This is a genomic window from Salinibacterium sp. ZJ450 (genome assembly GCF_011751885.2).
GTDB lineage: Bacteria > Actinomycetota > Actinomycetes > Actinomycetales > Microbacteriaceae > Ruicaihuangia.
The window spans coordinates 1,692,095-1,714,688 of sequence record NZ_CP061771.1; the positions used below are offsets into that span (position 1 = coordinate 1,692,095).

Genomic DNA, 22,594 nt, shown 5'->3' on the forward strand with positions numbered 1-22,594 from the left:
TTACGACAGTACCAGCAGGCCGTTTGTCTTCTCCCGGGCGGTGGTGAAGCGCTGCTGCACGTTTGCCCAGTTGGTGATGTTCCAGAACGCCTTCACGTAGTCGGCACGCACGTTCTTGTAGTCGATGTAGTACGCGTGCTCCCAGACATCCAGCAGCAGCACCGGAATCGTGCCCGGCGCGAAGTTCGACTGCTGGTCGAAGAACTGCTGGACGATCAGTCGCTGCCCGATGGAATCCCACACCAGGGCCGCCCATCCTGAGCCCTGCACGCCGAGCGCGGCGGCGGTGAAGTGAGCGGTGAACTTGTCGAAGCTACCGAAGTTGTCGTCGATGGCGGCGGCGAGCTCACCGGTCGGCTTGTCTCCGCCGTTCGGAGACAGGTTGGTCCAGAAGATCGAGTGGTTGACGTGGCCACCGAGGTTGAACGCCAGGTCCTTCTCGAGCTTGTTGACGTTGGTGAAGTCACCGGAATCGCGCGCTTCGGCGAGCTTCTCGAGGGCGGTGTTCGCCCCGGCGACGTAGGTGGCGTGGTGCTTCGAGTGGTGCAGTTCCATGATCGTGCCGCTGATGCTCGGCTCCAGGGCCGAGTAGTCGTAGGCAAGTTCGGGCAACGTGTATTCAGCCATGCATTTTCTCCTAGCGAATTGGCCCCGGTATCAGACGGTGCAGCACGCGGGGTGACTTTGTCAGTCTAATGAGCACAACAACGGTGTCGAGGGAAACTTCCCACCCGGCCGGGATCCGGCGACCCGGTCTAGTCCCGGTCGAGGTCCGAGGGCAGTCCCGCGTCCGTGCCGGGGATGCCGAGGTCCAAGGCGCGCTTGTCGGCCATCGCCAGCAGGCGGCGGATGCGGCCGGCGACGGCGTCTTTCGTCATCGGCGGGTCGGCGAAGTGGCCGAGCTCGTCGAGGCTGGCTTCGCGGTGCGCCAGGCGCAGGTCGCCGGCATAGCGCAGGTGGTCGGGGATGGTGTCGCCGAGGATCTCCATGGCCCGGTCGACGCGGGCGCAGGCGGCCACCGCGGCTTGCGCGGAGCGGCGCAGGTTGGCGTCGTCGAAGTTGACCAGGCGGTTGGCGGTGGCGCGCACCTCGCGGCGCTGGCGCAGTTCCTCCCACGCGGTGACGCTGGCGGTCGCACCCATCAGTCGCAGCATGGCGCCGATGGCTTCGCCATCCCGTACGACGACGCGGTGCACGCCGCGCACCTCGCGAGCCTTTGCGGGGATCTGTAGGCGTCCGGCGGCGCCGACCAGGGCCATCGCGGCCTCGTTGCCGGGGCAGGTGACCTCGAGTGCAGCGGAGCGGCCGGGGTCGGTGAGCGTGCCGCGGGCCAGGAACGCCCCGCGCCAGACGGCGGCGAGGATCTCCTGGCCTCCGGTGGTGAGCTTGTTCGGCAGGCCGCGGATCGGTCGGCGTCTGGCGTCGAGCAGACCGGTCTGGCGCGCGAGGGTCTCGCCGCCGTCGAGCACCCGCACCAGGTAGTTGCTGGTGCGGCGCATCCCGGATGCCGAGATCACGGTCACGTCGCTGCGCACACCGTAGAGTTCGGCGAGGTCCTTACGTACCCGCCGCGCGAGCTGCGCGGTGTCGACCTCGGACTCGACCGCGATGCGGTTGGAGATGACGTGCAGCCCGCCGGAGAACCGCAGGATGGTGGCGAGTTCCGCTGCCCGAACCGTCGTCTTCCCCGCGTCGACCGTGGTGAGTTCGTCTTTGACGTCGGCGGTGAGAGCCACTGATGGTGTCCTTTGCTTGGCTTGGTAATTCTGGGTCGGCACACGATGAGGTGTGTGCGGATCTGAACGAGGTTACTCGCGTCCGAGGTCGCGGTGTTTCACGTTCACGCCGACACCGGGCAGGCCACGCAGTAGGGTGGCGAGCTCTTCGGCGAGGGCGATCGACCGGTGTTTTCCTCCGGTGCAACCAATGGCGATCGTAGCGTGTCTCTTGTTTTCCCGCTGATAACCGGCGAGCACGGGCTCCAGGGCGGCGGCGTACGCCTCCACGAATTCTCGGGCGCCTTCCTGCTCGAAGACGTACTCGCTGACGGTTTGGTCTGTGCCGTTCAACGCCCGCAGGGCCGGCACCCAGAACGGGTTCGGCAGGAAGCGGGCGTCGGCCACGTGGTCGGCGTCGGCGGGGAGCCCGTATTTGAATCCGAAGCTGAGCACGGTGACGGTCACGCCGGGCGTGTCTTCCGTGCCGAACTTCTCGTGCACGGCGGTCGCGAGTTGGTGCACGTTGAGGTCTGAGGTGTCGATCACGATGTCGCTGTTGGCTCGCAGCTCGATCATCAGGGCGCGTTCCGCGGCGATGCCGTCGAGCAGTGTGCCGTCACCCTGTAGCGGGTGCGGGCGGCGCACCTGCTCGAACCGGCGCACCAGCACGGCGTCGGTGGCCTCCAGGAACACCATGCGCAGATTGCTGCTTTCGCGGAGTTCACGCAGGGCCTCCACCGCGTCGGTGAACAATCGGCCCCCGCGCACGTCGACGACCGCGGCGATCTTCGGGATGGCGTTGCCTGCCTTTTCGGCCAGCTCGGTGAGCGGCCGCAGCATCATCGGCGGAAGGTTGTCGACCACGTACCAGCCGAGATCCTCGAGTGCGTTGGCGACCGTCGACCGGCCCGCGCCGGACATTCCTGTGACGATCAGCAGTTCCTGCTGGCCGGTGCCCGCCATTGTCCCTCGTTCTCGCGTCGGTGTGGCCTCCAGCCTACCGAGCGATCAGCGCGGCAGGGCGCACCACGGGTCAGCTGCGCAGCGTGGTGACGATGGTTTCCGCGAGGGTCACCCCGATGCCCCTGACCTCGGCGATCGCGTCGGCGTCAGCTGAGCGTAACCGGGCGACCGAACCGAAGTGCTTGAGCAGCACCTTCACCCGTGACGGGCCGAGGCCGGGGATATCCGACAGCACCGACGAGATGTCGCGGCTGCGCTTCTGCCGCTGATAGGTGATGGCGAAGCGGTGCGCCTCGTCGCGCAACCGCTGGAACATGAACAACGCGTCGCTGTTGCGCGGCAGGATCACCGGGTAGTCGCTGTCCGGCAGCCAGATCTCCTCCAGGCGCTTCGCGATCCCGCAGATCTCGATGCCGCTGACCCCGGAGTCGCGCAGCGCCCTGGCGGCGGCCGCAACCTGAGGCTGCCCGCCGTCGACCACGAGCAGGTTGGGGCGGTAGGCGAACTTCTTGCGGCGCACGGCATCCGGCGTCTCCGCACCGGCGACAGCCGCGGCGGCGGCCGCGTCTGCAGCGACGGCGCCTGCCGGGCCCACGCCGGCCTCCTCGGTCTGCGCATCGCCGGACAGGTAGGCCAGCCGACGGCTGAGCACCTGATACAGCGCCTCGGTGTCATCGGCGTACTCGGGAATGCTGAACCGCCGGTATTGGTCCTTGCGGGCCAGGCCGTCTTCGAACACCACCATGGATGCCACGATGTTGGTGCCGCTCAGGTGGGACACGTCGTAGCACTCCATCCGCAGTGGCGCCTCGCTCAGTTCCAGCGCCTCCTGGATGTCGGCGAGGGCCTGCGAGCGGGCCGTGAAGTCGCCGGAGCGGCGGGTCTTGTACAGCTGCAGGGCATGCTTCGCGTTCAGGGTCGCGGTCTGCATCAGTGCCGCCTTGTCGCCGCGCTGCGCGGTGTGCAGGTGCACCTTCCCGGTGCCGCGCAGGGTCTGCAGCCAGAGCTCCAGCTCGGCGACATCCTCGGGCAGCTCTGGCACGATCACCTCGCGCGGCGGCCGCTCATCGCCGTCGTAGGCGCGCTGCAGGATGGAGTCGACCAACTCCCCCATCTCGAGGTCGAGCTCCTTGTCGACCACCCAGCTGCGCACACCGCGGATCCGGCCACCGCGCACCACGAACTGCTGCACGGCCGCGGCGAGCTCGTCGTGTTCGATGCCGAACAGGTCACACGACACGGTTTCCGGCAGCACCACGGCGCTCTTCTCCAGCACCGCCTCCAGCGCCAGAATGCGGTCGCGGATCTTCGCGGCCTCCTCGTACTGCTGGTGCTCCGAGGCGCGTTTCATGTCCTTGGTGAGCCGGCCGATCACCCGCCGGTCGTGGCTGGCCATGAACGCCGCGAAGTCGTCGACGATCGCACGGTGTTGCTCGATGGTGACCTTGCCGGAGCATGGTCCGCCGCAGCGGCCGATCTGCCCGGGGAAGCACGGCCGCCCGCTCTGCATCGCCCGCTTGTAGCTGGAGTCGGAGCAGGTGCGGATCGGGAACGCCTTGATCATCAGGTCGATGGTTTCGCGCACCGCCCACACCTTGGGATACGGGCCGAAGTACTTGGCGCCACGGATCTTGTGGTTGCGGGTGACGATCACCCGCGGCGCCTCGTCGGCCATCGTCAGGGCAAGGTACGGGTAGGTCTTGTCGTCTCGGAACTTGACGTTGAACGGCGGGTCGAACTCCTTGATCCAGGTGAACTCGAGTTGCAGCGCCTCGAACTCGGTGGCAACGACCGTCCATTCCACGGATGCCGCGGTGGTGACCATCCGCCGGGTGCGCTCGTGCAGGGTAGCGAGTGGCGCGAAGTAGTTGCTGAGCCGAGCCCGCAGGTTCTTCGCCTTGCCGACGTACAGCACCCGCCGGTTGGCGTCGCGAAAACGGTAGACGCCGGGTGCGGTCGGGATCTCCCCCGCCTTGGGGCGGTAACTGACAGTGTCGGCCATTCTGGTTGCGAGACTATCCTGCCTTGGCTTCTCTGGCCTGCCCGGCGAGCACGTCCTTGAGGAACAGGCCGGTGTGGCTCTTCTTGGAGCGCGCCACCTTCTCGGGGCTGCCGGTGACCAGCACCTGCCCGCCGCCGGCGCCGCCTTCTGGGCCGAGGTCGATCACCCAGTCCGCCGACTTGATCACGTCGAGGTTGTGTTCGATCACGATGACCGTGTTGCCCTTGTCGACCAGGCTGCCGAGCATCATCAGCAGCTTGCGCACGTCTTCGAAGTGCAGGCCAGTGGTCGGTTCGTCGAGAACGTACACACTGCGTCCGTTTGATCGTTTCTGCAGTTCGGTCGCCAGCTTGACGCGCTGCGCCTCACCGCCGGACAGCGTCGTGGCGCTCTGCCCGAGCCGCACATAGCCCAGTCCGACGTCGACCAGGGTCTTCAGGTATCGATGGATGGCGCTGATCGGCTCGAAGAACTCGGCGGCCTCGCTGATCGGCATGTCCAGCACCTCGGCGATGTTCTTGCCCTTGTAGTGCACGGTGAGGGTGTCGCGGTTGTAGCGTGCTCCCCCACACAATTCGCACACGACATACACGTCCGGCAGGAAGTTCATCTCGATCTTGATGGTGCCGTCACCGCTGCAGTTCTCGCAGCGACCGCCCTTCACGTTGAAGCTGAAGCGTCCGGGCAGGTAGCCGCGCGCCTTGGCCTCCACCGTCTCGGCGAACAGGTTGCGGATGCGGTCGAACACGCCGGTGTAGGTTGCCGGGTTCGACCGCGGGGTGCGGCCGATCGGCGCCTGGTCGACATGCACGACCTTGTCGAGGTTGTCGAGGCCGGTAACTCTGGTGTGTTTGCCGGGAATCTGCCTGGCGCCGTTCAGCTCATTCGCGAGCACCTTGTACAGGATGTCGTTGACCAGCGACGACTTGCCGGAGCCGCTGACCCCGGTGACGGCGACCAAGACGCCGAGCGGGAAGTCGACGGTGACGTTCTTTAGGTTGTTCGCGCGCGCCCCGACCACGCTCAGCTGCTTGGCCGGGTCTGTGGGACGACGCTTCGTCGGGGTTTCGATCTCCCGACGCCCGCTCAGGTAGTCGCCGGTGATCGAGAACTCGTTGCTCAGCAGGCTGTCGTAGTCGCCGGAGTGCACGACGGTGCCACCGTGTTCGCCGGCGCCCGGGCCGATGTCGACGATCCAGTCGGCGGTGCGGATGGTGTCTTCATCGTGCTCGACCACGATCAGCGTGTTGCCGAGGTTCTTCAGCTTGACCAGAGTCTCGATCAGTCGCCGGTTATCGCGCTGGTGCAGGCCGATCGACGGCTCATCGAGCACGTACAGCACGCCGGTCAGCCCTGAACCGATCTGGGTGGCCAGACGGATGCGCTGCGCTTCCCCACCAGACAGGGTGCCCGCCGCCCGCGCCAGGTCGAGGTAGCTGAGGCCGACCTCGATCAGGAACTCCAGGCGCACCCGGATCTCCCGCAACACCTGAGCGGCGATCCGTGCGTCGCGTTCGGTCAGTTCCAACCGCTGCATGAAGTCGTACGCGTCGACGAGGCTGAGCTCCGCGACATCCGAAATGCTGTGATCGTCGACCAGCACCGCCAGAACTTCGGGCTTCAGCCGCTTGCCGTCGCAGACCATGCACGGCACCTCGCGCAGGTAGCTGGCGAACCGCTGCCGTTGCACGTCGGTCTCGGCCTCCGCGTATTTGCGCTCGATGTAGGGGATCACGCCCTCAAAGCCGGTGGTGTACTTGATCTCGCGGCCGTACCGGTTCTTCCACCGCACCTTCACGGTGAAGTCGTTGCCGCCGAGGATGGCCTCTTTCGCGTCGGCCGAGAGGCTCTTCCACGGGTCGTCGAGCGAGAAGTCGAGGTCGTCGGTGAGTCCCTCGAGCAGCTTCTGAAAGTAGTTATACAGCCCCTTGCCCTGCTGCGCCCAAGGCAGGATGACGCCCTCATTGATGCTCAGCGACGGGTCGCCGATCAGCAACTCTGAATCCACAGACATGCGGGTGCCGAGGCCGGAGCACTCGGCGCAGGCGCCGAACGGCGCATTGAACGAGAAGGTGCGCGGCTCGATCTCGGTCAGCTGGAGGGGGTGCCCGTTGGGGCAGGACAGCTTCTCGCTGAAGCTCTGGTAGGCGGCATCCCCGGTCTCGTCGACAAAGTTGATCGTGACCACGCCGTCTGTCAGGCCGAGCGCGGTCTCGAGCGAGTCGGTCAGACGGGAGAGGATGTCGTCGGATGCCACCAGCCGGTCGATCACGACGGCGATGTCGTGCTTGATCTGCTTCTTCAGTGTCGGCGGCTCGGACAGCTGGATCGGCTTGCCGTCGACGATGGCGCGGGCGTATCCGCTGGAGGAGAGCTCCTTGAAGAGGTCGACGAACTCACCCTTCTTCTTGCTCACGACGGGGCTGAGCACCTGGTACCGGGTGCCCTTCTCCAGGGTCATCAGCTGGTCGGCGATCTGCTGCACGGTCTGGCGGGCGATCTTCTCACCGCACTCCGGGCAGTGCGCGATGCCGATGCGCGCCCAGAGCAGGCGCATGTAGTCATAGATCTCGGTGATCGTACCGACCGTCGAGCGCGGGTTGCGGTTGGTCGACTTCTGGTCGATCGACACCGCGGGGCTGAGGCCTTCGATGAAGTCGACATCAGGCCGGTCGACCTGGCCGAGGAACTGCCGGGCGTACGCGGACAGCGACTCGACGTATCGCCGCTGCCCCTCGGCGAAGATGGTGTCGAAGGCGAGCGATGACTTTCCGGAGCCGGACAGCCCGGTGAAGACCACCAGTGAGTCGCGCGGGATCTCAAGGTCGACGTTGCGCAGGTTGTGCACCCGCGCGCCGCGGACAGTCAGCTTGGAGGAACTGGGAACAGAGGAAATCGACACTGTACCAATGTTAGGGTGCCCCACTGACATTCGCCTGCGGGACGTTCAGCTAGCGGGGCGTCAGCGCACGTGCCCGGCCGCCTCAATCTGGCGGAGGTCTTTCTTCAGGTCATGGACCTCGTCACGGAGCCGGGCAGCCAGCTCGAACTTGAGCTCGGCCGCGGCGGCGATCATCTGGTCGTTGAGGTCGGCGATGATGCCTTCCAACTGCTCCGCGCCGGCCGCTCCGAGGCCTTCCCGACCGAGCACCGGCGTCGCGGACCGCTTCCGGCCGCCGCGGCCGGCCAGCAGCGCGGCCGTGTCGGCCTCCTCACGGGCGAGCACGTCGGTGATGTCGGCGATCCGCTTGCGCAGCGGCTGCGGGTCGATCCCCCGCTCGGTGTTGTACGCCACCTGCTTCTCACGCCGGCGCGTGGTCTCCTCGATCGCCTGCTTCATCGAGTCGGTGAGCACGTCGGCGTACATGTGCACCTGCCCCGACACGTTGCGGGCGGCGCGGCCGATGGTCTGGATCAGCGACGTCGACGAGCGGAGGAAGCCTTCCTTGTCTGCGTCGAGGATCGCCACCAGCGACACCTCCGGCAGGTCCAGGCCCTCCCGCAGCAGGTTGATACCGACCAGCACGTCGTACACGCCGGCGCGCAACTCGGTGAGCAACTCGACCCGGCGCAGCGTGTCGACGTCGGAGTGCAGGTACCGCACCCGCACGCCGTGTTCGCCGAGGAAGTCGGTGAGCTCCTCCGCCATCTTCTTGGTGAGGGTGGTGACGAGCACCCGCTCGTCACGCTCCACCCGCAGCTTGATCTCTTCCAGCAGGTCGTCGATCTGTCCCTTGGACGGCTTGACCACGATCTCGGGATCGATGAGACCGGTCGGACGGATGATCTGCTCCACCACGCTGTCGGTGATGCCCAGCTCGTACCGGCCGGGGGTCGCCGACAGGTACACCTTCTGGCCGACCCGGCCGAGGAACTCTTCCCACTTCAACGGCCGGTTGTCCATGGCGCTGGGCAGTCGGAAGCCGTGTTCGACCAGGGTGCGCTTGCGTGAGGCATCCCCCTCGTACATGGCGCCGATCTGCGGCACCGTGACGTGCGATTCGTCGATGACGACCAGGAAGTCGTCGGGGAAATAGTCCAGCAGGCAGTGCGGCGGCTGCCCGGGCGCGCGGCCGTCGATGTGCCTCGAGTAGTTCTCGATACCGTTGCAGAAGCCGAGCTGCTCCATCATCTCCAGGTCGAAGGTGGTGCGCATCCGCAGCCGCTGTGCCTCCAGCAGCTTGCCCTGGCGTTCCAGTTCGGTCAGGCGTTCGGCCAGTTCTTCCCTGATCGTGCCGATCGCGCGGTGCACGGTCTCCTGACCGGCGACGTAGTGCGAGCCGGGGAACACCGAGACCGCGTCCATGGTGCGCACCACATCGCCGGTCAGCGGGTGCAGCGCATACAGGGCCTCGATCTCGTCGCCGAACATCTCGATGCGGATCGCCAGCTCTTCGTACATCGGGATGATCTCGATGGTGTCGCCGCGCACCCGGAAGTGGCCGCGGGAGAAGTCGACGTCGTTGCGCTGGTACTGCATCGACACGAATTTGCGGATCAGCGTGTCGCGGTCGATGTGCATGCCCACCTGCAACGCCATCATGGCGTCGAGGTACTCCTCGGAGCTGCCGAGGCCGTAGATGCAGGACACGGTGGAGACCACAATCACGTCGCGGCGGCTGAGCAGCGAGTTGGTGGTGGAGTGCCGCAGCCGTTCGACCTCGGCGTTCACCGAGCTGTCCTTCTCGATGAAGGTGTCGGTCTGCGGAACGTAGGCCTCTGGCTGGTAGTAGTCGTAGTAGCTGACGAAGTACTCGACGGCGTTATTCGGCATGAGCTCGCGGAACTCGTTCGCCAGCTGCGCGGCGAGGGTCTTGTTGTGGGCGAGGACGAGCGTCGGCCGCTGCACCTTCTCGATCAGCCAGGCGGTGGTCGCCGACTTGCCGGTGCCGGTGGCGCCGAGCAGCACGACATCCGTCTCGCCAGCGTTGATGCGACCGGCCAGGTCTGCGATGGCGGCGGGCTGGTCGCCGCTTGGTACGTAGTCGCTGATGACCTCGAAGGGTCGGACAGCGCGAGTGGGCTCCATGCCCTCCAGCTTAGGAGCCACTCCTGACACTGCGCTCGGTGAGGTGCCTCCACAGGGCGTCAACCTGCTGCAGCGTCTCCGCGATGGTGCCGTTATTGTCGATCACGATGTCGGCGACCGCGAGCCGGTCGGTGTCGCTGGCCTGGGCGTCGAGCCGGTGGGTGGCCTCCGTCCGGCTGAGCCCGCGCAGTTCCACCATCCGCCGCAGCCGGGTCTCGGTGGGCGCGTGCACCACCACGATCAGGTCGAACCGGGTGCTGTTCTGCCGGCCGGCCTCCACCAGCAGGGGGATGTCGTACACGACGATCGCGTTCGGGTCGGCCTCAGCAGCGGCCAGCACCCGTTCGCGTCCGAGTTCGCGGATCGCCGGGTGGGTGATCGAGTTCAGGAGCTCCCGTTTGGCGGCATCCGTGAAAATGATCGCGCCGAGAGCGCCGCGGTTCAGGCTGCCGTCGGGGTTCAGCACGTCGTCGCCGAACTCCTGCGCGACGCGTTCCAGCGCAGGCGTGCCCGGCTCCACCACCTCGCGGGCCAGCTGGTCGGCGTCGATGTGCACGGCGCCGAGCTCGGCCAAACGCGAGGCGACAAGTGATTTGCCGGATGCAATTCCTCCGGTGAGGCCGATTAGCTGCATCTTTTCACCCTAGCGGCGAAGTAGGCTCGCCCCATGCTCGAGTTTCTGGCGGGCACCGGCCTCGCCGTCGCTGCCGGTCTGAACGCGTACATCCCGTTGCTCGCGCTCGGGCTCGCCGATCGCTTCACCGGTCTGGTGCAGTTGCCGGCCGACTGGTCGTGGCTGTCGAACGAGTGGGTGCTCGTCATCCTCGCCATCCTGCTGCTGATCGAGATCATCGCGGACAAGGTGCCGCTGGTCGACAGCGTGAACGACTGGCTGCAGACCGTGGTGCGGCCGGCTTCGGGCGGCATCGTGTTCGGCAGCGGCGCGGCATCCGAAACGGTGGCGGTGAGCGACCCTGCCGGGTTCTTCGCCTCCACCCAGTGGCCGCCGATCGTGCTGGGTGCCCTGATTGCGCTCGGCGTGCACGCGGCGAAGATGGTGGCCCGGCCGGCGCTGAACGCGGTGACCGTGGGCGCCGCCGCCCCGGTGGTCAGCAGCGCCGAGGATGCCGGCAGCCTGATGCTCGCCGTGTTCGCGATCCTGGCGCCGGTGCTGGTGATCCTGGCGATTGCCGCCGGGGTGCTGATCATGATCAGCGTCTTCCGGCGGATCAAACGGCGAAAGGATGCCGCGAGCCCGGCCTGACCGTGTCGGCACGCCCCCGCAGCCGCCGTCGCGGTCCGCCGCGCGTGAGCGCGCCGGAAACGGCCGAGCGAGGCCGCCGCGGCACGCGCGCTCGGCCGTTTGGGCAGCTCTCGTCGACACGGATGTCGCGAGGCGCGGGTTACGCGCACCGAGCAGCGCGAGCGCCGCTGAAACCCACGAGCGCCGCTGTCATGACCGCGGCGCTCGTGGGAAAGTGCGGCGCTCACGCCCACGCCCGCGCAACGCCGAAGCGGCCGGCCCCGGAGGGACCGACCGCTTCGTGCAGCTCTACTGAGCTGCCGGTGTTGCTGAACTGCTAGTTGTTGCTCGAGAGCTTCTCACGCAGAGCGGCGAGCGACTCGTCGTCTGCGAGGGTGCCAGCACCGGTCGACTCGCTCGAGAACGAGCCAGCGGCGGGAGCCACGAAGTTGGCCTCTTCGACGAGCGATGCGGCGACCTGCTTCTTGTGCGCCTCCCAGCGAGCCTGGGCTGCAGCGTAGTCCTGCTCCCACTTCTCGCGCTGGGTGTCGAAGCCTTCCTTCCACTCGTTCGTCTCGGGGTCGAAGCCCTCCGGGTACTTGTAGTTGCCCTGGTCGTCGTACTCGGTGAGCATGCCGTACAGCGCCGGGTCGAACTCGGTGCCTTCGGGGTCAACGCCCTCGTTCGCCTGCTTCAGCGAGAGGGAGATGCGGCGACGCTCGAGGTCGATGTCGATGATCTTGACGAACACCTCGTCGCTGACCGAGACAACCTGCTCTGCCAGTTCCACGTGCTTGGCGGAGAGCTCCGAGATGTGCACGAGGCCCTCGATGCCCTCTGCAACGCGAACGAACGCGCCGAAGGGGACGAGCTTCGTGACCTTGCCCGGTGCAACCTGGCCGATGGCGTGGGTGCGGGCGAAGACCTGCCACGGGTCTTCCTGCGTTGCCTTGAGCGACAGGGAGACGCGCTCGCGGTCGAGGTCGACCTCGAGGATCTCGACGGTGACCTCCTGGCCAACCTCGACAACCTCGCTGGCGTGCTCGATGTGCTTCCAGCTGAGCTCGGAGACGTGAACCAGACCGTCAACGCCACCCAGGTCGACGAACGCACCGAAGTTGACGATCGACGAGACGATGCCCTTGCGGACCTGTCCCTTGCTGAGGTTGTTGAGGAACGTGGTGCGGCTCTCGCTCTGCGTCTGCTCGAGCAGGGCGCGGCGGGACAGCACGACGTTGTTGCGGTTCTTGTCGAGTTCGAGGATCTTGGCCTCGATCTCCTGGCCCAGGTACGGGGTCAGGTCGCGAACACGGCGCAGCTCGATGAGCGACGCAGGCAGGAAGCCGCGGAGTCCGATGTCGACGATGAGTCCGCCCTTGACGACCTCGATGACCGTACCGGTGACAACACCGTCGGCATCCTTGATCTTCTCGACGTCGCCCCACGCACGCTCGTACTGAGCGCGCTTCTTCGACAGGATGAGGCGGCCTTCCTTGTCCTCCTTCTGGAGAACAAGAGCCTCGACGGTGTCTCCGACCTGAACAACTTCGCTCGGGTCGACGTCGTGCTTGATGGAAAGTTCGCGGGAGGGGATAACACCCTCGGTCTTGTAACCGACGTCGAGGAGAACCTCGTCGCGGTCAATCTTGACGACGGTGCCCTCGATGAGGTCTCCGTCGTTGAAGAACTTCAGAGTCTTCTCGACCGCGGCAAGGAAGTCTTCAGCAGATCCGATGTCGTTGATGGCGACCTGCTTGGGTGCCTTGGTCGTTACGATTGTCATGTAGTTATTGCTCCGTTATGGACATAATTCGGGCCACTCGCGAGATGTTGCTGTTTGTTTCGCCGGCGGCGTGCGGATGGAAGATCGCATAAAGCGACTCTCAAGCGTACCGTGTCTGCCGGAACAGGGGCAACCTGCGCTCAGAGCAGTCCGATCGCCCTGGCCTTGCGGATTGCGGCGTTCCGGTTCGGGGCATCCAGCTTGCGGTAGATGTGCGCCATGTGGGTCTTGATGGTGTTCACCGAGATGAAGCACTGTTCGGCGAGTTCGGTGTTGGTGAATCGACTCGGCAGATAGGACAGGATCTCGAGTTCGCGGCTGGTCAGCGGCTCAGCAAGATCGGGACCGGCGAGCTCCAGGTCGGTTTCGCTCGCTCGACGCAGGATGCTGGTGCGGTAGTCCGGCAGACGGTTCCCGTAAGCAGCAAGCTGCCGCAGAACGGCAGGTCCGGCCTGCATGAACGACTCGATGAGACCGTGTGTCTCGGCGAAGGTCACGGCGGAGGCGAGCTGGCTGGCCGCGGCCTCCCGCTCACCGCTGGCCTCGGACAGCCAGGCCCGGAGGATCTGCTGGTCGAGCGAGGCCCGGAGATTCTCGGCATCCGGTGCGATCGTGTCGATCACCAGGCGCGCCTGGATCAGTTGGTCGCTGGCGATGGCAGCGGCTGCGCTCTCGAACATGATCGCCGAAGGCGTGGGGCCCAGGGCGGAGGGCAGCATGGCGAGTGCTTTCTCGGGGAACCCGGCCAGCCGCAAACGCCGGCTCTCGAGCGCGACCAGACGGTCGTGGACCAGGGGCGGTGGGGTGTCGGGAGGCTCGTCGAGGACCGCCGTTCGACCCTGATCGGCGTTCAGCCACGCGGTGCCGACGTGCTCCAGCCACATCAGCTGGGTTCGTCGGTTGGCCGAGGCGAGCTGGCGGGCTTCTCGCAACGCGGGAACCGCGCGGGCAAGCTCACCCCGTTGCAGTGACGAGAACGCCGAGGCGAGGTAGGCATCGGCGGTGGCCGGGCGTGACCGTGCTCCGATCTCGTCGGAGAGGGCAATGGCCTCGTGGGCGCGGTCGTCGGCGGCGTCGAGACGGCCGGTCAGCGCATCGAGCAGCGCCAACGATCCGAGCGTGTGCACGCGGTGAGCCGAGAACGTGGAACCCGGGATGCCGAGGGCCCGGTTCAGGCAGTGACGGGCGCCGGCGAAATCGCCGGCCAGCAGGTATGAGCGACCGAGACTCAGCAGCGTCGTGGTCAGCAGCAGGTCACGATCGGTGAGGCGGAGCAGGTCGGGTGGGACGGTGTCCGGGTGGTTGTCCAACAGATGCAGGGAGCGCTCCCCCCAGGCGATCGAGACCTGCACGTCTGGTCGGAACTGCACTCGGCTGGCGAGATACGCGTAGACGATCATCCGTTGCCCGGTCGACAGGGCGGGGTCGTTCGCCAGCCGCGTCAAGACGTCCTCTGCCGTCCCGAACTGGCCGCTCATGCCCAGGAGCACCCCGCGCAGGATCTCGAGGTTCGGATGTCGCGACCGAACGACGATGGGCACCTGATCTATCCAGTGGATGACCGTCGCCAGGTCACCGCGCATCACGGGGTCGAGACCGTGCGTGAAGGTGAGATCGATAACCGCATCCCAGTTCCGGGCACGCGCGAAGTAGGCGGCGGCCGCGGTCGCCTCATTGCGCGTGAGGTGCCATCTCGCCGCGTGGTCGAGCAGCTGCTCTTCGGCTGCCGGGTCCTCAACCCTGAGCCGGTAGCGGAGGAGGTCACGGAACAGGGGATGGAATCGGAACCATTCCCGACGGTTGTCGAGCGGCACCAGGAACAGGGACTCGTGTTCCAGCTGCTCGACAATCAGGTGGCCTTCGGGCTCCCCCGCGACCGCGCTGACCAGGCCGTCGCACATCGTGTCGAGCACGGACATGCGCAGCAGCGTCGCGCGACGCTCCGCGGTCTGATCCTGCAGCACCTCATCGGTTAGGTACTCGGCGATCAGCCGGTCGGTGCCCGTCAGCTGGTCGATGAACTCGGACGGGTGAGGGTGAAACCGCAGGCTCAGCCCGGCCAGCTGGATGCCCGCTGCCCAGCCCTCGGTGTGGCTCACCAGCGACGCGACATCCGACTCGTCGAGGGCGCGGCCGGTCACTCGCTCGAGCAGGAGGGCGGATTCGCGGTTGTCCAGAGCGAGGTCAGCCTGACGGATTTCGAGCATGGCCAGACGGAGCCGGTGGCGGCTCGATCCGATCGGGAGATCGGCGCGGCTCGAGAACACGAAGTGCACGTTGGCGGGCAGCCGTTCCACCAGACGTCCGAGGTCGGCGATCAGCCGAGTGTTCGACAGGTGGTGGAGGTCATCGAAGATGACGACGGTGTCGGGCAGCTGTCCGAGCTGTGCCGCGAAGGCGGTCAGGAACGCCTCCCCCCATCCGCCGTCGTTCTCTGCGGCCAAGGCGGGCAGACTGTCGCCTGCCTCCTGGCGCGGCAGTGCGGTCAGCATCCTGCGCATGAGATGCGCGGGATCGTTGTCGGCGGCAATCACGTCGAGCCAGAAGAAGTTGTCGCGCGGATGCCGCTGATGCCACTGCGACAGCAGTACGGTCTTGCCCGACCCTGCCTGCGCGGTGATGACGGTTAGCGGGAGCTCGAGAGCGCCCTCGAGTGTCAGCAGAAGCCGCGGCCTCTCGACCGCGTACGAAAGTGAATTCCCGAGATCAACCATGTCGTCGTTCGTCCTGGGAACAAGTGTGACATCACCCGTCGCGCGGGGCCAGCGCCTCGGGGAGCCCAAACACCCTCCACGCGTTCAATTCTGAGGCCGTTGACCGCGGCGCGGGCCGTGATGGCGTGCGCCGAGGGAATCGTGCTGCACCGGATAGCGCGCCATGACGACGCCGACCCGCGCCCCCCAATCGACACCGTCGTGAGGGGCGCGCTCGGCTGAGGCCAGCGGCAGCGACTAGTTGAGCAGCGCCGACTTCAGCGTGTCGAGGCCGACGCCGCCGAGATCGAGCGCCTTCTTGTGGAACTCCTTGATCGAGAACTGGTCGCCCTCACGACGCTGGTACTCGTCGCGGATCTGCTCCCAGATGCGCTGCCCCACCTTGTATGCGGGTGCCTGGCCCGGCCAGCCGAAGTAGCGGTTCACCTCGAACCGGACAAACGGTTCGTTCATGTTCACGTTCTGCTTCAGGAACTCGAAGGCGTAGTCGTAGTCCCAGGTGCCGGTGCCATCCAGGCGCGGCTTGCCGAGGTGCACGCCGATGTCGAGCACGACGCGGGCTGCGCGCATCCGTTGGCCGTCGAGCATGCCCAGGCGGTCTCCCGGGTCATCCAGGTAGCCGAGGTCTTGCATCAGGCGTTCCGCGTACAGGGCCCAGCCCTCGGCGTGCCCGCTGGTGCCGGCGAGCTGGCGCCGCCAGGTGTTCAGCATCGCCCGGTTGTACACCGCCTGGCCCAGCTGCAGGTGGTGGCCGGGAACGCCCTCGTGGTACACGGTCGTGGTCTCGCGCCAGGTGTTGAACTCGGTCACGCCCTCGGGCACCGACCACCACATCCGGCCGGCCCGCGCGAAGTCGTCGCTGGGGCTGGTGTAGTAGATGCCGCCCTCGGTGGTGGGAGCGATCATGCACTCCAGCTGCTTCACCTGGTCGGGGATGTCGAAGTGGGTGCGGGACAGCTCGTCGACGGCCTTGTCGCTCAGCCGCTGCATCCACCGTTGCAGCTCGTCGGTGCCGCGCAGGGTGCGGGCCTCGTCGGCGTCGAGCACGGCGATGGCCTCCGCGACGGAGGCTCCCGGCTTGATCTCACCGGCGATCGCCGTCTGTTCCTCCACCATCCTGGCCAGCTCCTCGATCCCCCACTCGTAGGTTTCGTCGAGGTCGATGGTGGCGCCGAGGAAACGACGGGACTGCAGCGCGTACAGGTCACGGCCGACCGCGTCGTCGTCGGTGGCGGCGGCGTCCAGTTCGTTCTCGAGGAAGCCGGCGAGCTTCTGATAGGCCTCGGCGGATGCCGCGGCGCCGCGTTCGAGGTCGGCGCGCAGGGATGCGGGCAGCGGCTGGCCTGCCTCGGCTTCGGCGTTCTGGGTGAAGGCGTAGAAGAACCCGTCCGCGGCGGCATGCTTGCGGGCCTGCGCGATGACCTCCCGCACCTGGCGTTTCGCCGGGGTGGTGCCGTCGCTGATGCCCAGTCGCAGGGTCTCGATGTAGCCGTCGACCGCGCCGGGCAGATTCGACAGGCGGGTGGCGATGGTGTCCCAGTCTGACTCCGACGCGTGCGGCATCAGGTCGAACGTGTCACGGATCCCCTGCGCCGGCGATGCGATCACGTTGAGGTCACGCTTGAACAGCCCCGCCTCGGACTCTTCGACGTCGAGCCGGAGCTCCGCGGTCAGATCCGCGAGGGTCACCTCGTCCACCTCGTCGACGGGGCGCGCCTGCTCGAGCTGTGCCAGCACCCGCTTCGCCGCGTGGATGCGCTGCTCGTGGCCGGCCGGAGACAGATCCGCGAACTCGCCGTGGCGTCCCGGAATGCCGATCCAGATGGCAACGTCGGGGTTGAGGTCGGCGAGCGTTGTCACCCATTCTTCGGCGATCGCGTCGATCGCCGTGGCTGTCCGTTCCGTCGAGTTTGCATCAGCATTCGTCATGCTGCCAGCGTACCCAGTCATGATCGCTCAGGTCAGGCTCGCTCCGGTCAGGATCACTCCTTGTCGAGGTCGGTGTTGAGCAGCGAGACCAGGCTGTCGAGGGCGGCGTCGGCGCCATCGCCCTCCGCGCTGATCGTCACTTCCTCGCCGTGGCCGACCCCGAGCGAGAGCACACCCAGGATGCTTGCCGCATTCACGCTGCGCCCCGCCGCCGAGGTCAGGGTGACCGGCACGCCGGCTTTCGCGGCCGCCTGGCTGAACAGCGACGCCGGGCGGGCATGCAGTCCAACACTGGATGCGACGGTGACGGTGCGTTCTGGCATGGGGGTCTCCTCCGGGTGGGTCCGGCCTGCTGGCCGGGGCTGATCGGGCAAGCGGGCTTACTCGTCGGACGTGTCGTCGTCGCTTGCCAGCAGCTCGTACACCTGGGCGCTGGTGGTGGCGTTTCGCAAGGACTCCGCCTTCTGCGGGTCAAGGAGGATCGTAGCGAGTTGGGCGAGCAGGGCGATGTGGCCGTTGCCGCGGGCGGCGATGCCGACCGCGACGGTCACGTCGTTGCCGTCCCAGTCGACCCCGGCCGGGAACCGCAGCACCGAGATGGCGTCGTGTTTCACGACATCCTTCGCCGCCAGGGTGCCGTGCGGGATGGCGACCCCCTCGCCGACGAACGTCGACACGGATTGCTCGCGCTCCAGCATCGCGTCGATGTACGTCGGGTCGATGGCGCCGGAGTCCAGCAGCGCCTGACCGGTTTGACGGATCGCGTCATCACGGTCGGTCGCCGTCTGGTTCAGCCGAATCGATTGCTCCTCGAGCAGGTCGGTCAGGGGAACGGTCTCGTCAGCCACCGGTCACACCTCGAGCGAGTCGCCGTTTTGGATGGCCTTCACCAGCCTCGCCACCGCGGGATCGCCGAGGAACAGCTGGAACGGCACCACGGGGATGTCTGGCACCACCCCGCGGGCGCGGTCGGCGAGCCCGGACTGGGTGAGCACCACGTCCGCGTCGGCGGGGATGTGCGCGACATCCGAATGTTCGACGGTGACGCCCTGCTTGCTCAGCTGCTTCTTCAGGGTCGAGGCCAGCATGACGCTCGACCCCATTCCCGCGTCGCACGCGACGATGAGCTTCTTGACGTGTGAGCCGTCGATCGTGGCCATGGGGGTCTCCTCTGCTTTCGGTTATGCGGTGGCCGTCGATGGCCGGTTCTTGTTCCGGGCGCTCTGCGCCTGGGCCTCGTCGAGTTCCATGATGGGTGCTTCGCCGCGGCCGAACTTGAGCAGGACCGCGCCGACGATGAACGAGACTCCCGCGGAGACGAGGATGCCAAGCAGGATGAACAGCAGGTCGGCCGGCGGTGACACCAGGATGTAGGCGAAGATGCTGCCAGGGGATGCCGGGGCTCGCAGCCCGACGGCGAAGAGGACGAACATCAGGATGCCGGATGCTCCGCCGCAGATCGCGGCGATGATCAGGATCGGCTTCATCAGCACGTATGGGAAGTAGATCTCGTGGATGCCGCCGAGGAACTGCACCACCATGGCGGCGGGCACGGTGGGACGGATCAGCCGCGGCCCGAACAGCAGCATCGCGGTCAGCACGCCAAACCCAGGTCCCGGGTTCGACTCGAGCATGAACAGGATCGACTTGCCGGTCTCCGCGGCCTGATCGGCGCCGAGCGGCGTGAGTACGCCGTGGTTCAGGGCGTTGTTGAGGAACAGCACCTTCGCCGGCTCGATGATGATCGACACCAGCGGCAGCAGGCCGATCACCACCAGCCATTCCACGACGGTGGCGAACAGATTGGTGATCCATTGCACGACCGGGCCGACCAGCCACAACCCGACCAGTGCCATCACCGCCCCGATGATGCCGGCGCTGAAGTTGTCGATGAGCATCTCGAAGCCGGCCTTGAGCCTGCCCTCGAACAGCTTGTCAACCTGCTTCTGAATCCATGCGGTCACCGGGCCGATGAACAGAGCACCGAGGAACTGCGGGCTGAGTTCGCCGAGGTTGTCGACCAGCCCGTAGGCGATCGGCGAGAGCACGACGCCCATGGTGGCCACCGCGCCGACGACCGCACCACGCTGACCGTGCACGAGCCGTCCGCCGGTGTATCCGATCAGGATCGGCAGCAGGAAGAGGATGATCGGGCCGACGATCGCCGCGGAGGAGTCGGCGAACGGTAGCGTCTCACCCTCGCGAAGGGGGCCCCACCTGGCGATCTGGTTGACCCAGCCGTCGGGGATGAACAGGGCGGTGATCAGACCCCAGGCGATGAACGCCCCGAGGTTCGGCATGATCATGCCGGCAAGGAATGCTCCGCCCCGCTGGATTCGCGCACGGACGCCGGTGCCGGTCACTTGAGGTGTGTAGTCGGACATCTTTGTACCCCTTTGTGGTTACGCCCACTTGTGGGTCGATACAAGTCCTCTTGGGGGTGACTGTCAAGCATCCGGATCGCGGCGCCCGCGATTGTTGTGGTGAGCGTTACGCGGCCTGCCGTTTAGTGCGCGGCGGCATCCCAGTTCGCGCCGGTACCGATCTGCACGTCCAGCGGCACCAGCAGCTCGGCGGCGGACCCCATGCGCGTGCGCACCACCGCGGTGACCCGGTCGAGCTCACCGGGCGCCACCTCGAAGATCAGTTCGTCGTGCACCTGAAGCAGCATGCGGGAGCTGAGTTCCTGGCCGCGCAGGTCGTCGGCGATGCCGAGCATCGCGATCTTCATGATGTCCGCCGCCGAACCCTGGATGGGTGCGTTCAGCGCCGCGCGTTCCGCGTTGTCGCGGAGCACCCGGTTACTGGAGTTCAGGTCGGGGAACGGCCGACGCCTGCCGAAGATGGTCTCGGTGTAGCCATCGACGCGCGCCTGCGCGACGACGTTCCGCAGGTACTCGCGCACCGCGCCGAAGCGTTCGAAGTACCCTGCCATCAGTTCCTTGGCCTCGGATGTCTCGATGCGCAGCTGCTTCGACAGACCGAACGCGCTCAGCCCATACGCCAGCCCGTACGACATCGCCTTCACCTTGGTGCGCATCAGCGCGGTGACCTCGCTGGGGTCGACACCGAAGACCTTGGAGCCGACGAACCGGTGCAGGTCCTCCCCCGCGTTGAACGCCGCGATCAGGCCCTCATCGCCGGACAGGTGCGCCATGATGCGCATCTCGATCTGCGAGTAGTCGGCGGTGAGCAGCGTCTCAAACTCCGAACCGTGCTCGAACGCCGAGCGGATCTGCCTGCCGATCTCGGTCTTGATCGGGATGTTCTGCAGGTTCGGGTCATTCGACGAGATGCGGCCGGTGCTGGTGCCGGTCTGGTCGTATGTGGTGTGGATGCGGCCGTCCGCGGCTACCGCCTTGTCGAGCGAGTCGACGATCTGGTTCAGCTTGGTGGCGTCGCGGTGCTGCAGCAACAGGCCGAGGAACGGATGCGGGGACTTCTCCTGCAGATCGGCCAGCGACGCGGCATCCGTCGAATATCCGGTCTTGTTGGCCCGGGTCTTCGGCATCTTCAGCTCGTCGAACAGCACCTGCTGCAGCTGCTTCGGTGAGCCGAGGTTCACCTCGTGGCCGATCTCGGCGTACGCCTGCTTGGCGTAGTCGGCGGCCGACAGGGTCAGGCTCTCTTTCAGGCCGGTCAGGATGTCGCGACGCACCGAGACGCCGGTGAGTTCCATCTGCCCGAGCACGGAGACCATCGGAAGTTCAATGGTGTCGAGCACGCGCCGCGAACCGGTGTCGAGCTGCTCGATCAGGTGGTCGGCGATGCGCAGAACGAGCCAGGCTTCGGTCGCGACGCTCACCGTGGCCTCGGGCAGCAGCTGGTTCGGGTCGGCCTGCGGCAGGGTCTCGCCGAGGTAGTCGTAGACCTGCGTTTCGAGGCTCTCCGCCTTGCTGCCGGGCTTCAGCAGCCAGGCGGCGAGGGCGGTGTCGAAGGCGATTCCGGCCAGCGGCAGACCGGCTTCGCTCAGGATCTTGACCTGACGCTTGGAGTTCTGCAGGTACTTCGGCGATTCGCTCGCCAGCCACCGCTCGAGGGCGGTGTAGTCGGGGCGACCGGGCGCCCACGGCACGTAGGCGGAGTCGTGCGGTGACGCGATGCCGATGCCGGTGAGGCCGTTCGGGCCGGTTTCCAGCTGCACGCCGAGTGGAACGCTGCCGTTCTGGGACGCCTTCTGCAGCCACTGGCCCAGTTCCTCGTCGACGAGGGTGCGGATGACCGGCGCGGTCTTCTCCGCCGGGGGCTCCACGATCGTCGCCGGGTGACCGATCTCGTCGGTGGTGCCTTCCGCGGCGGCGATCTTCATCACACGTTCGAGCAGTGTGCGGAACTGCAGCCGGTCGAAGATCTCGCGCACCGCGTCCGGGTTGATGCGCTGCCGTTCCAGATCGGCGGGGCCGACCGGCAACTCGACATCCGTCACCAACCGGTTCAGCTTGCGGTTGCGGATGGCGTTGTCTTTCTGCTCCCGCAGCTTCTGGCCGACGACGCCCTTGATCTCCTCGGCGTGCTCGAGGATGCCGTCGAGCCCGCCGTACTGCTTGATCCACTTCACCGCGGTCTTCTCGCCGACCTTGTCGATGCCGATGAGGTTGTCACTGGATTCGCCGACCAGGGCCGCGACATCCGGATACTGCTCCGGCTCGATGCCGTAGCGCTCGAGCACGGCCTCCCGGTCGTATCGCTTCAGCTCGGAGACGCCGCGCGCGTTGGGGTAGAGCAGGGTGACATCGTCGTTCACCAGCTGGATGCTGTCGCGGTCGCCGCTGACAACCAGCACGGTGAAGCCCTCGGCGGCGCCCCGGGTGGCGAGGGTGGCGAGGATGTCGTCTGCCTCGTAGTCCTCCTTGGAGATCGTCACGATGTTCATCGCGGCGAGAGCCTCCTCGAGCAGCGGCACCTGGCCGATGAACTCCGATGGAGTGTCACCGCGAGTGCCCTTGTACTCGGCGTACTCGCGGGTGCGGAACGAGTACCGGGAGATGTCGAAGGCGACGGCCAGGTGGGTGGGCTTCTCGTTCTGCAGCAGCAGGATCAGCATGGAGATGAAGCCGTGAATGGCATTGGTGTGCTGCCCCTCGCGGTTGACAAAACTGTCGACCGGGAGGGCGTAGAACGCCCGGAATGCCAGGGAGTGGCCGTCGATGATCAGGAGGGTAGGCTTTTCGGAATCCGACACCGAAACAGCCTATAGGCGGCTGCCGACAGCC

16 protein-coding genes are annotated in these 22,594 nt (G+C 66.5%); 1 reads left to right on the forward strand and 15 read right to left on the reverse strand.

Going from position 1 to position 22,594, the window contains the following annotated elements; genetic code table 11:
- The 7 genes from HCT51_RS08030 to coaE form a co-directional block, all read right to left on the reverse strand.
- Positions 1 to 627, reverse strand: a complete 627-nt coding sequence (locus HCT51_RS08030; RefSeq protein ID WP_166871995.1) for a superoxide dismutase — start codon at positions 625 to 627, stop codon at positions 1 to 3.
- A gap of 128 nt (positions 628 to 755) precedes the next feature.
- Positions 756 to 1,736, reverse strand: a complete 981-nt coding sequence (gene whiA, locus HCT51_RS08035) for a DNA-binding protein WhiA (RefSeq protein ID WP_166871992.1) — start codon at positions 1,734 to 1,736, stop codon at positions 756 to 758.
- 72 nt (positions 1,737 to 1,808) lie between these two features.
- A complete protein-coding gene (rapZ, locus tag HCT51_RS08040) occupies positions 1,809 to 2,681 on the reverse strand; it encodes an RNase adapter RapZ (RefSeq protein ID WP_166871989.1) in 873 nt (290 codons plus the stop codon).
- Between the two features lie 70 nt (positions 2,682 to 2,751).
- A complete protein-coding gene (gene uvrC, locus HCT51_RS08045; RefSeq protein ID WP_166871986.1) occupies positions 2,752 to 4,683 on the reverse strand; it encodes an excinuclease ABC subunit UvrC in 1,932 nt (643 codons plus the stop codon).
- Between the two features lie 13 nt (positions 4,684 to 4,696).
- Positions 4,697 to 7,615, reverse strand: coding sequence for an excinuclease ABC subunit UvrA (uvrA, locus tag HCT51_RS08050; RefSeq protein WP_166871983.1), 2,919 nt, complete (start codon positions 7,613 to 7,615; stop codon positions 4,697 to 4,699).
- 30 nt (positions 7,616 to 7,645) lie between these two features.
- Complete coding sequence (gene uvrB, locus HCT51_RS08055) at positions 7,646 to 9,712, reverse strand: excinuclease ABC subunit UvrB (protein ID WP_166871980.1); 2,067 nt, start codon at positions 9,710 to 9,712, stop codon at positions 7,646 to 7,648.
- A 10-nt stretch (positions 9,713 to 9,722) separates the two neighbouring features.
- On the reverse strand, positions 9,723 to 10,346 hold the full coding sequence (gene coaE / locus HCT51_RS08060; RefSeq protein WP_166871977.1) for a dephospho-CoA kinase: 624 nt from the start codon (positions 10,344 to 10,346) through the stop codon (positions 9,723 to 9,725).
- A 33-nt stretch (positions 10,347 to 10,379) separates the two neighbouring features.
- On the opposite strand from coaE, the gene HCT51_RS08065 reads away from it, so the two are divergent.
- Positions 10,380 to 10,976 carry a DUF4126 domain-containing protein gene (locus HCT51_RS08065; protein WP_166871974.1) on the forward strand — a complete coding sequence of 199 codons (597 nt, stop codon included), beginning with the start codon at positions 10,380 to 10,382 and terminating at the stop codon, positions 10,974 to 10,976.
- 316 nt (positions 10,977 to 11,292) lie between these two features.
- On the opposite strand, the gene rpsA is transcribed toward HCT51_RS08065, so the two are convergent.
- The 8 genes from rpsA to polA all read right to left on the reverse strand — a co-directional run bounded on the left by rpsA (position 11,293) and on the right by polA (position 22,563).
- Positions 11,293 to 12,738 (reverse strand): 30S ribosomal protein S1, encoded by a 1,446-nt coding sequence (gene rpsA, locus HCT51_RS08070; RefSeq protein ID WP_166871971.1) that lies wholly within the window; start codon positions 12,736 to 12,738, stop codon positions 11,293 to 11,295.
- Positions 12,739 to 12,878: 140 nt separating this feature from the next.
- Complete coding sequence (locus tag HCT51_RS08075; RefSeq protein WP_166871969.1) at positions 12,879 to 15,452, reverse strand: winged helix-turn-helix domain-containing protein; 2,574 nt, start codon at positions 15,450 to 15,452, stop codon at positions 12,879 to 12,881.
- A gap of 237 nt (positions 15,453 to 15,689) precedes the next feature.
- The gene (locus tag HCT51_RS08080; RefSeq protein ID WP_166871966.1) at positions 15,690 to 17,381 is read right to left on the reverse strand and encodes a DUF885 domain-containing protein; all 1,692 of its coding nucleotides are present in this window, start codon (positions 17,379 to 17,381) and stop codon (positions 15,690 to 15,692) included.
- Between the two features lie 53 nt (positions 17,382 to 17,434).
- Positions 17,435 to 17,704, reverse strand: coding sequence for an HPr family phosphocarrier protein (locus HCT51_RS08085; RefSeq protein WP_166871962.1), 270 nt, complete (start codon positions 17,702 to 17,704; stop codon positions 17,435 to 17,437).
- A 57-nt stretch (positions 17,705 to 17,761) separates the two neighbouring features.
- Positions 17,762 to 18,229 (reverse strand): PTS mannitol transporter subunit IIA, encoded by a 468-nt coding sequence (locus HCT51_RS08090; protein WP_224760733.1) that lies wholly within the window; start codon positions 18,227 to 18,229, stop codon positions 17,762 to 17,764.
- Between the two features lie 3 nt (positions 18,230 to 18,232).
- Entirely contained in the window at positions 18,233 to 18,541 is a 309-nt protein-coding gene (locus HCT51_RS18720; RefSeq protein WP_166871958.1) for a PTS sugar transporter subunit IIBC family protein, read from the reverse strand.
- 21 nt (positions 18,542 to 18,562) lie between these two features.
- Positions 18,563 to 19,765, reverse strand: coding sequence for a PTS transporter subunit EIIC (locus HCT51_RS08095; protein WP_166871955.1), 1,203 nt, complete (start codon positions 19,763 to 19,765; stop codon positions 18,563 to 18,565).
- Between the two features lie 122 nt (positions 19,766 to 19,887).
- Positions 19,888 to 22,563, reverse strand: coding sequence for a DNA polymerase I (polA, locus tag HCT51_RS08100; protein ID WP_166871952.1), 2,676 nt, complete (start codon positions 22,561 to 22,563; stop codon positions 19,888 to 19,890).
- Positions 22,564 to 22,594: the final 31 nt, after the last annotated feature.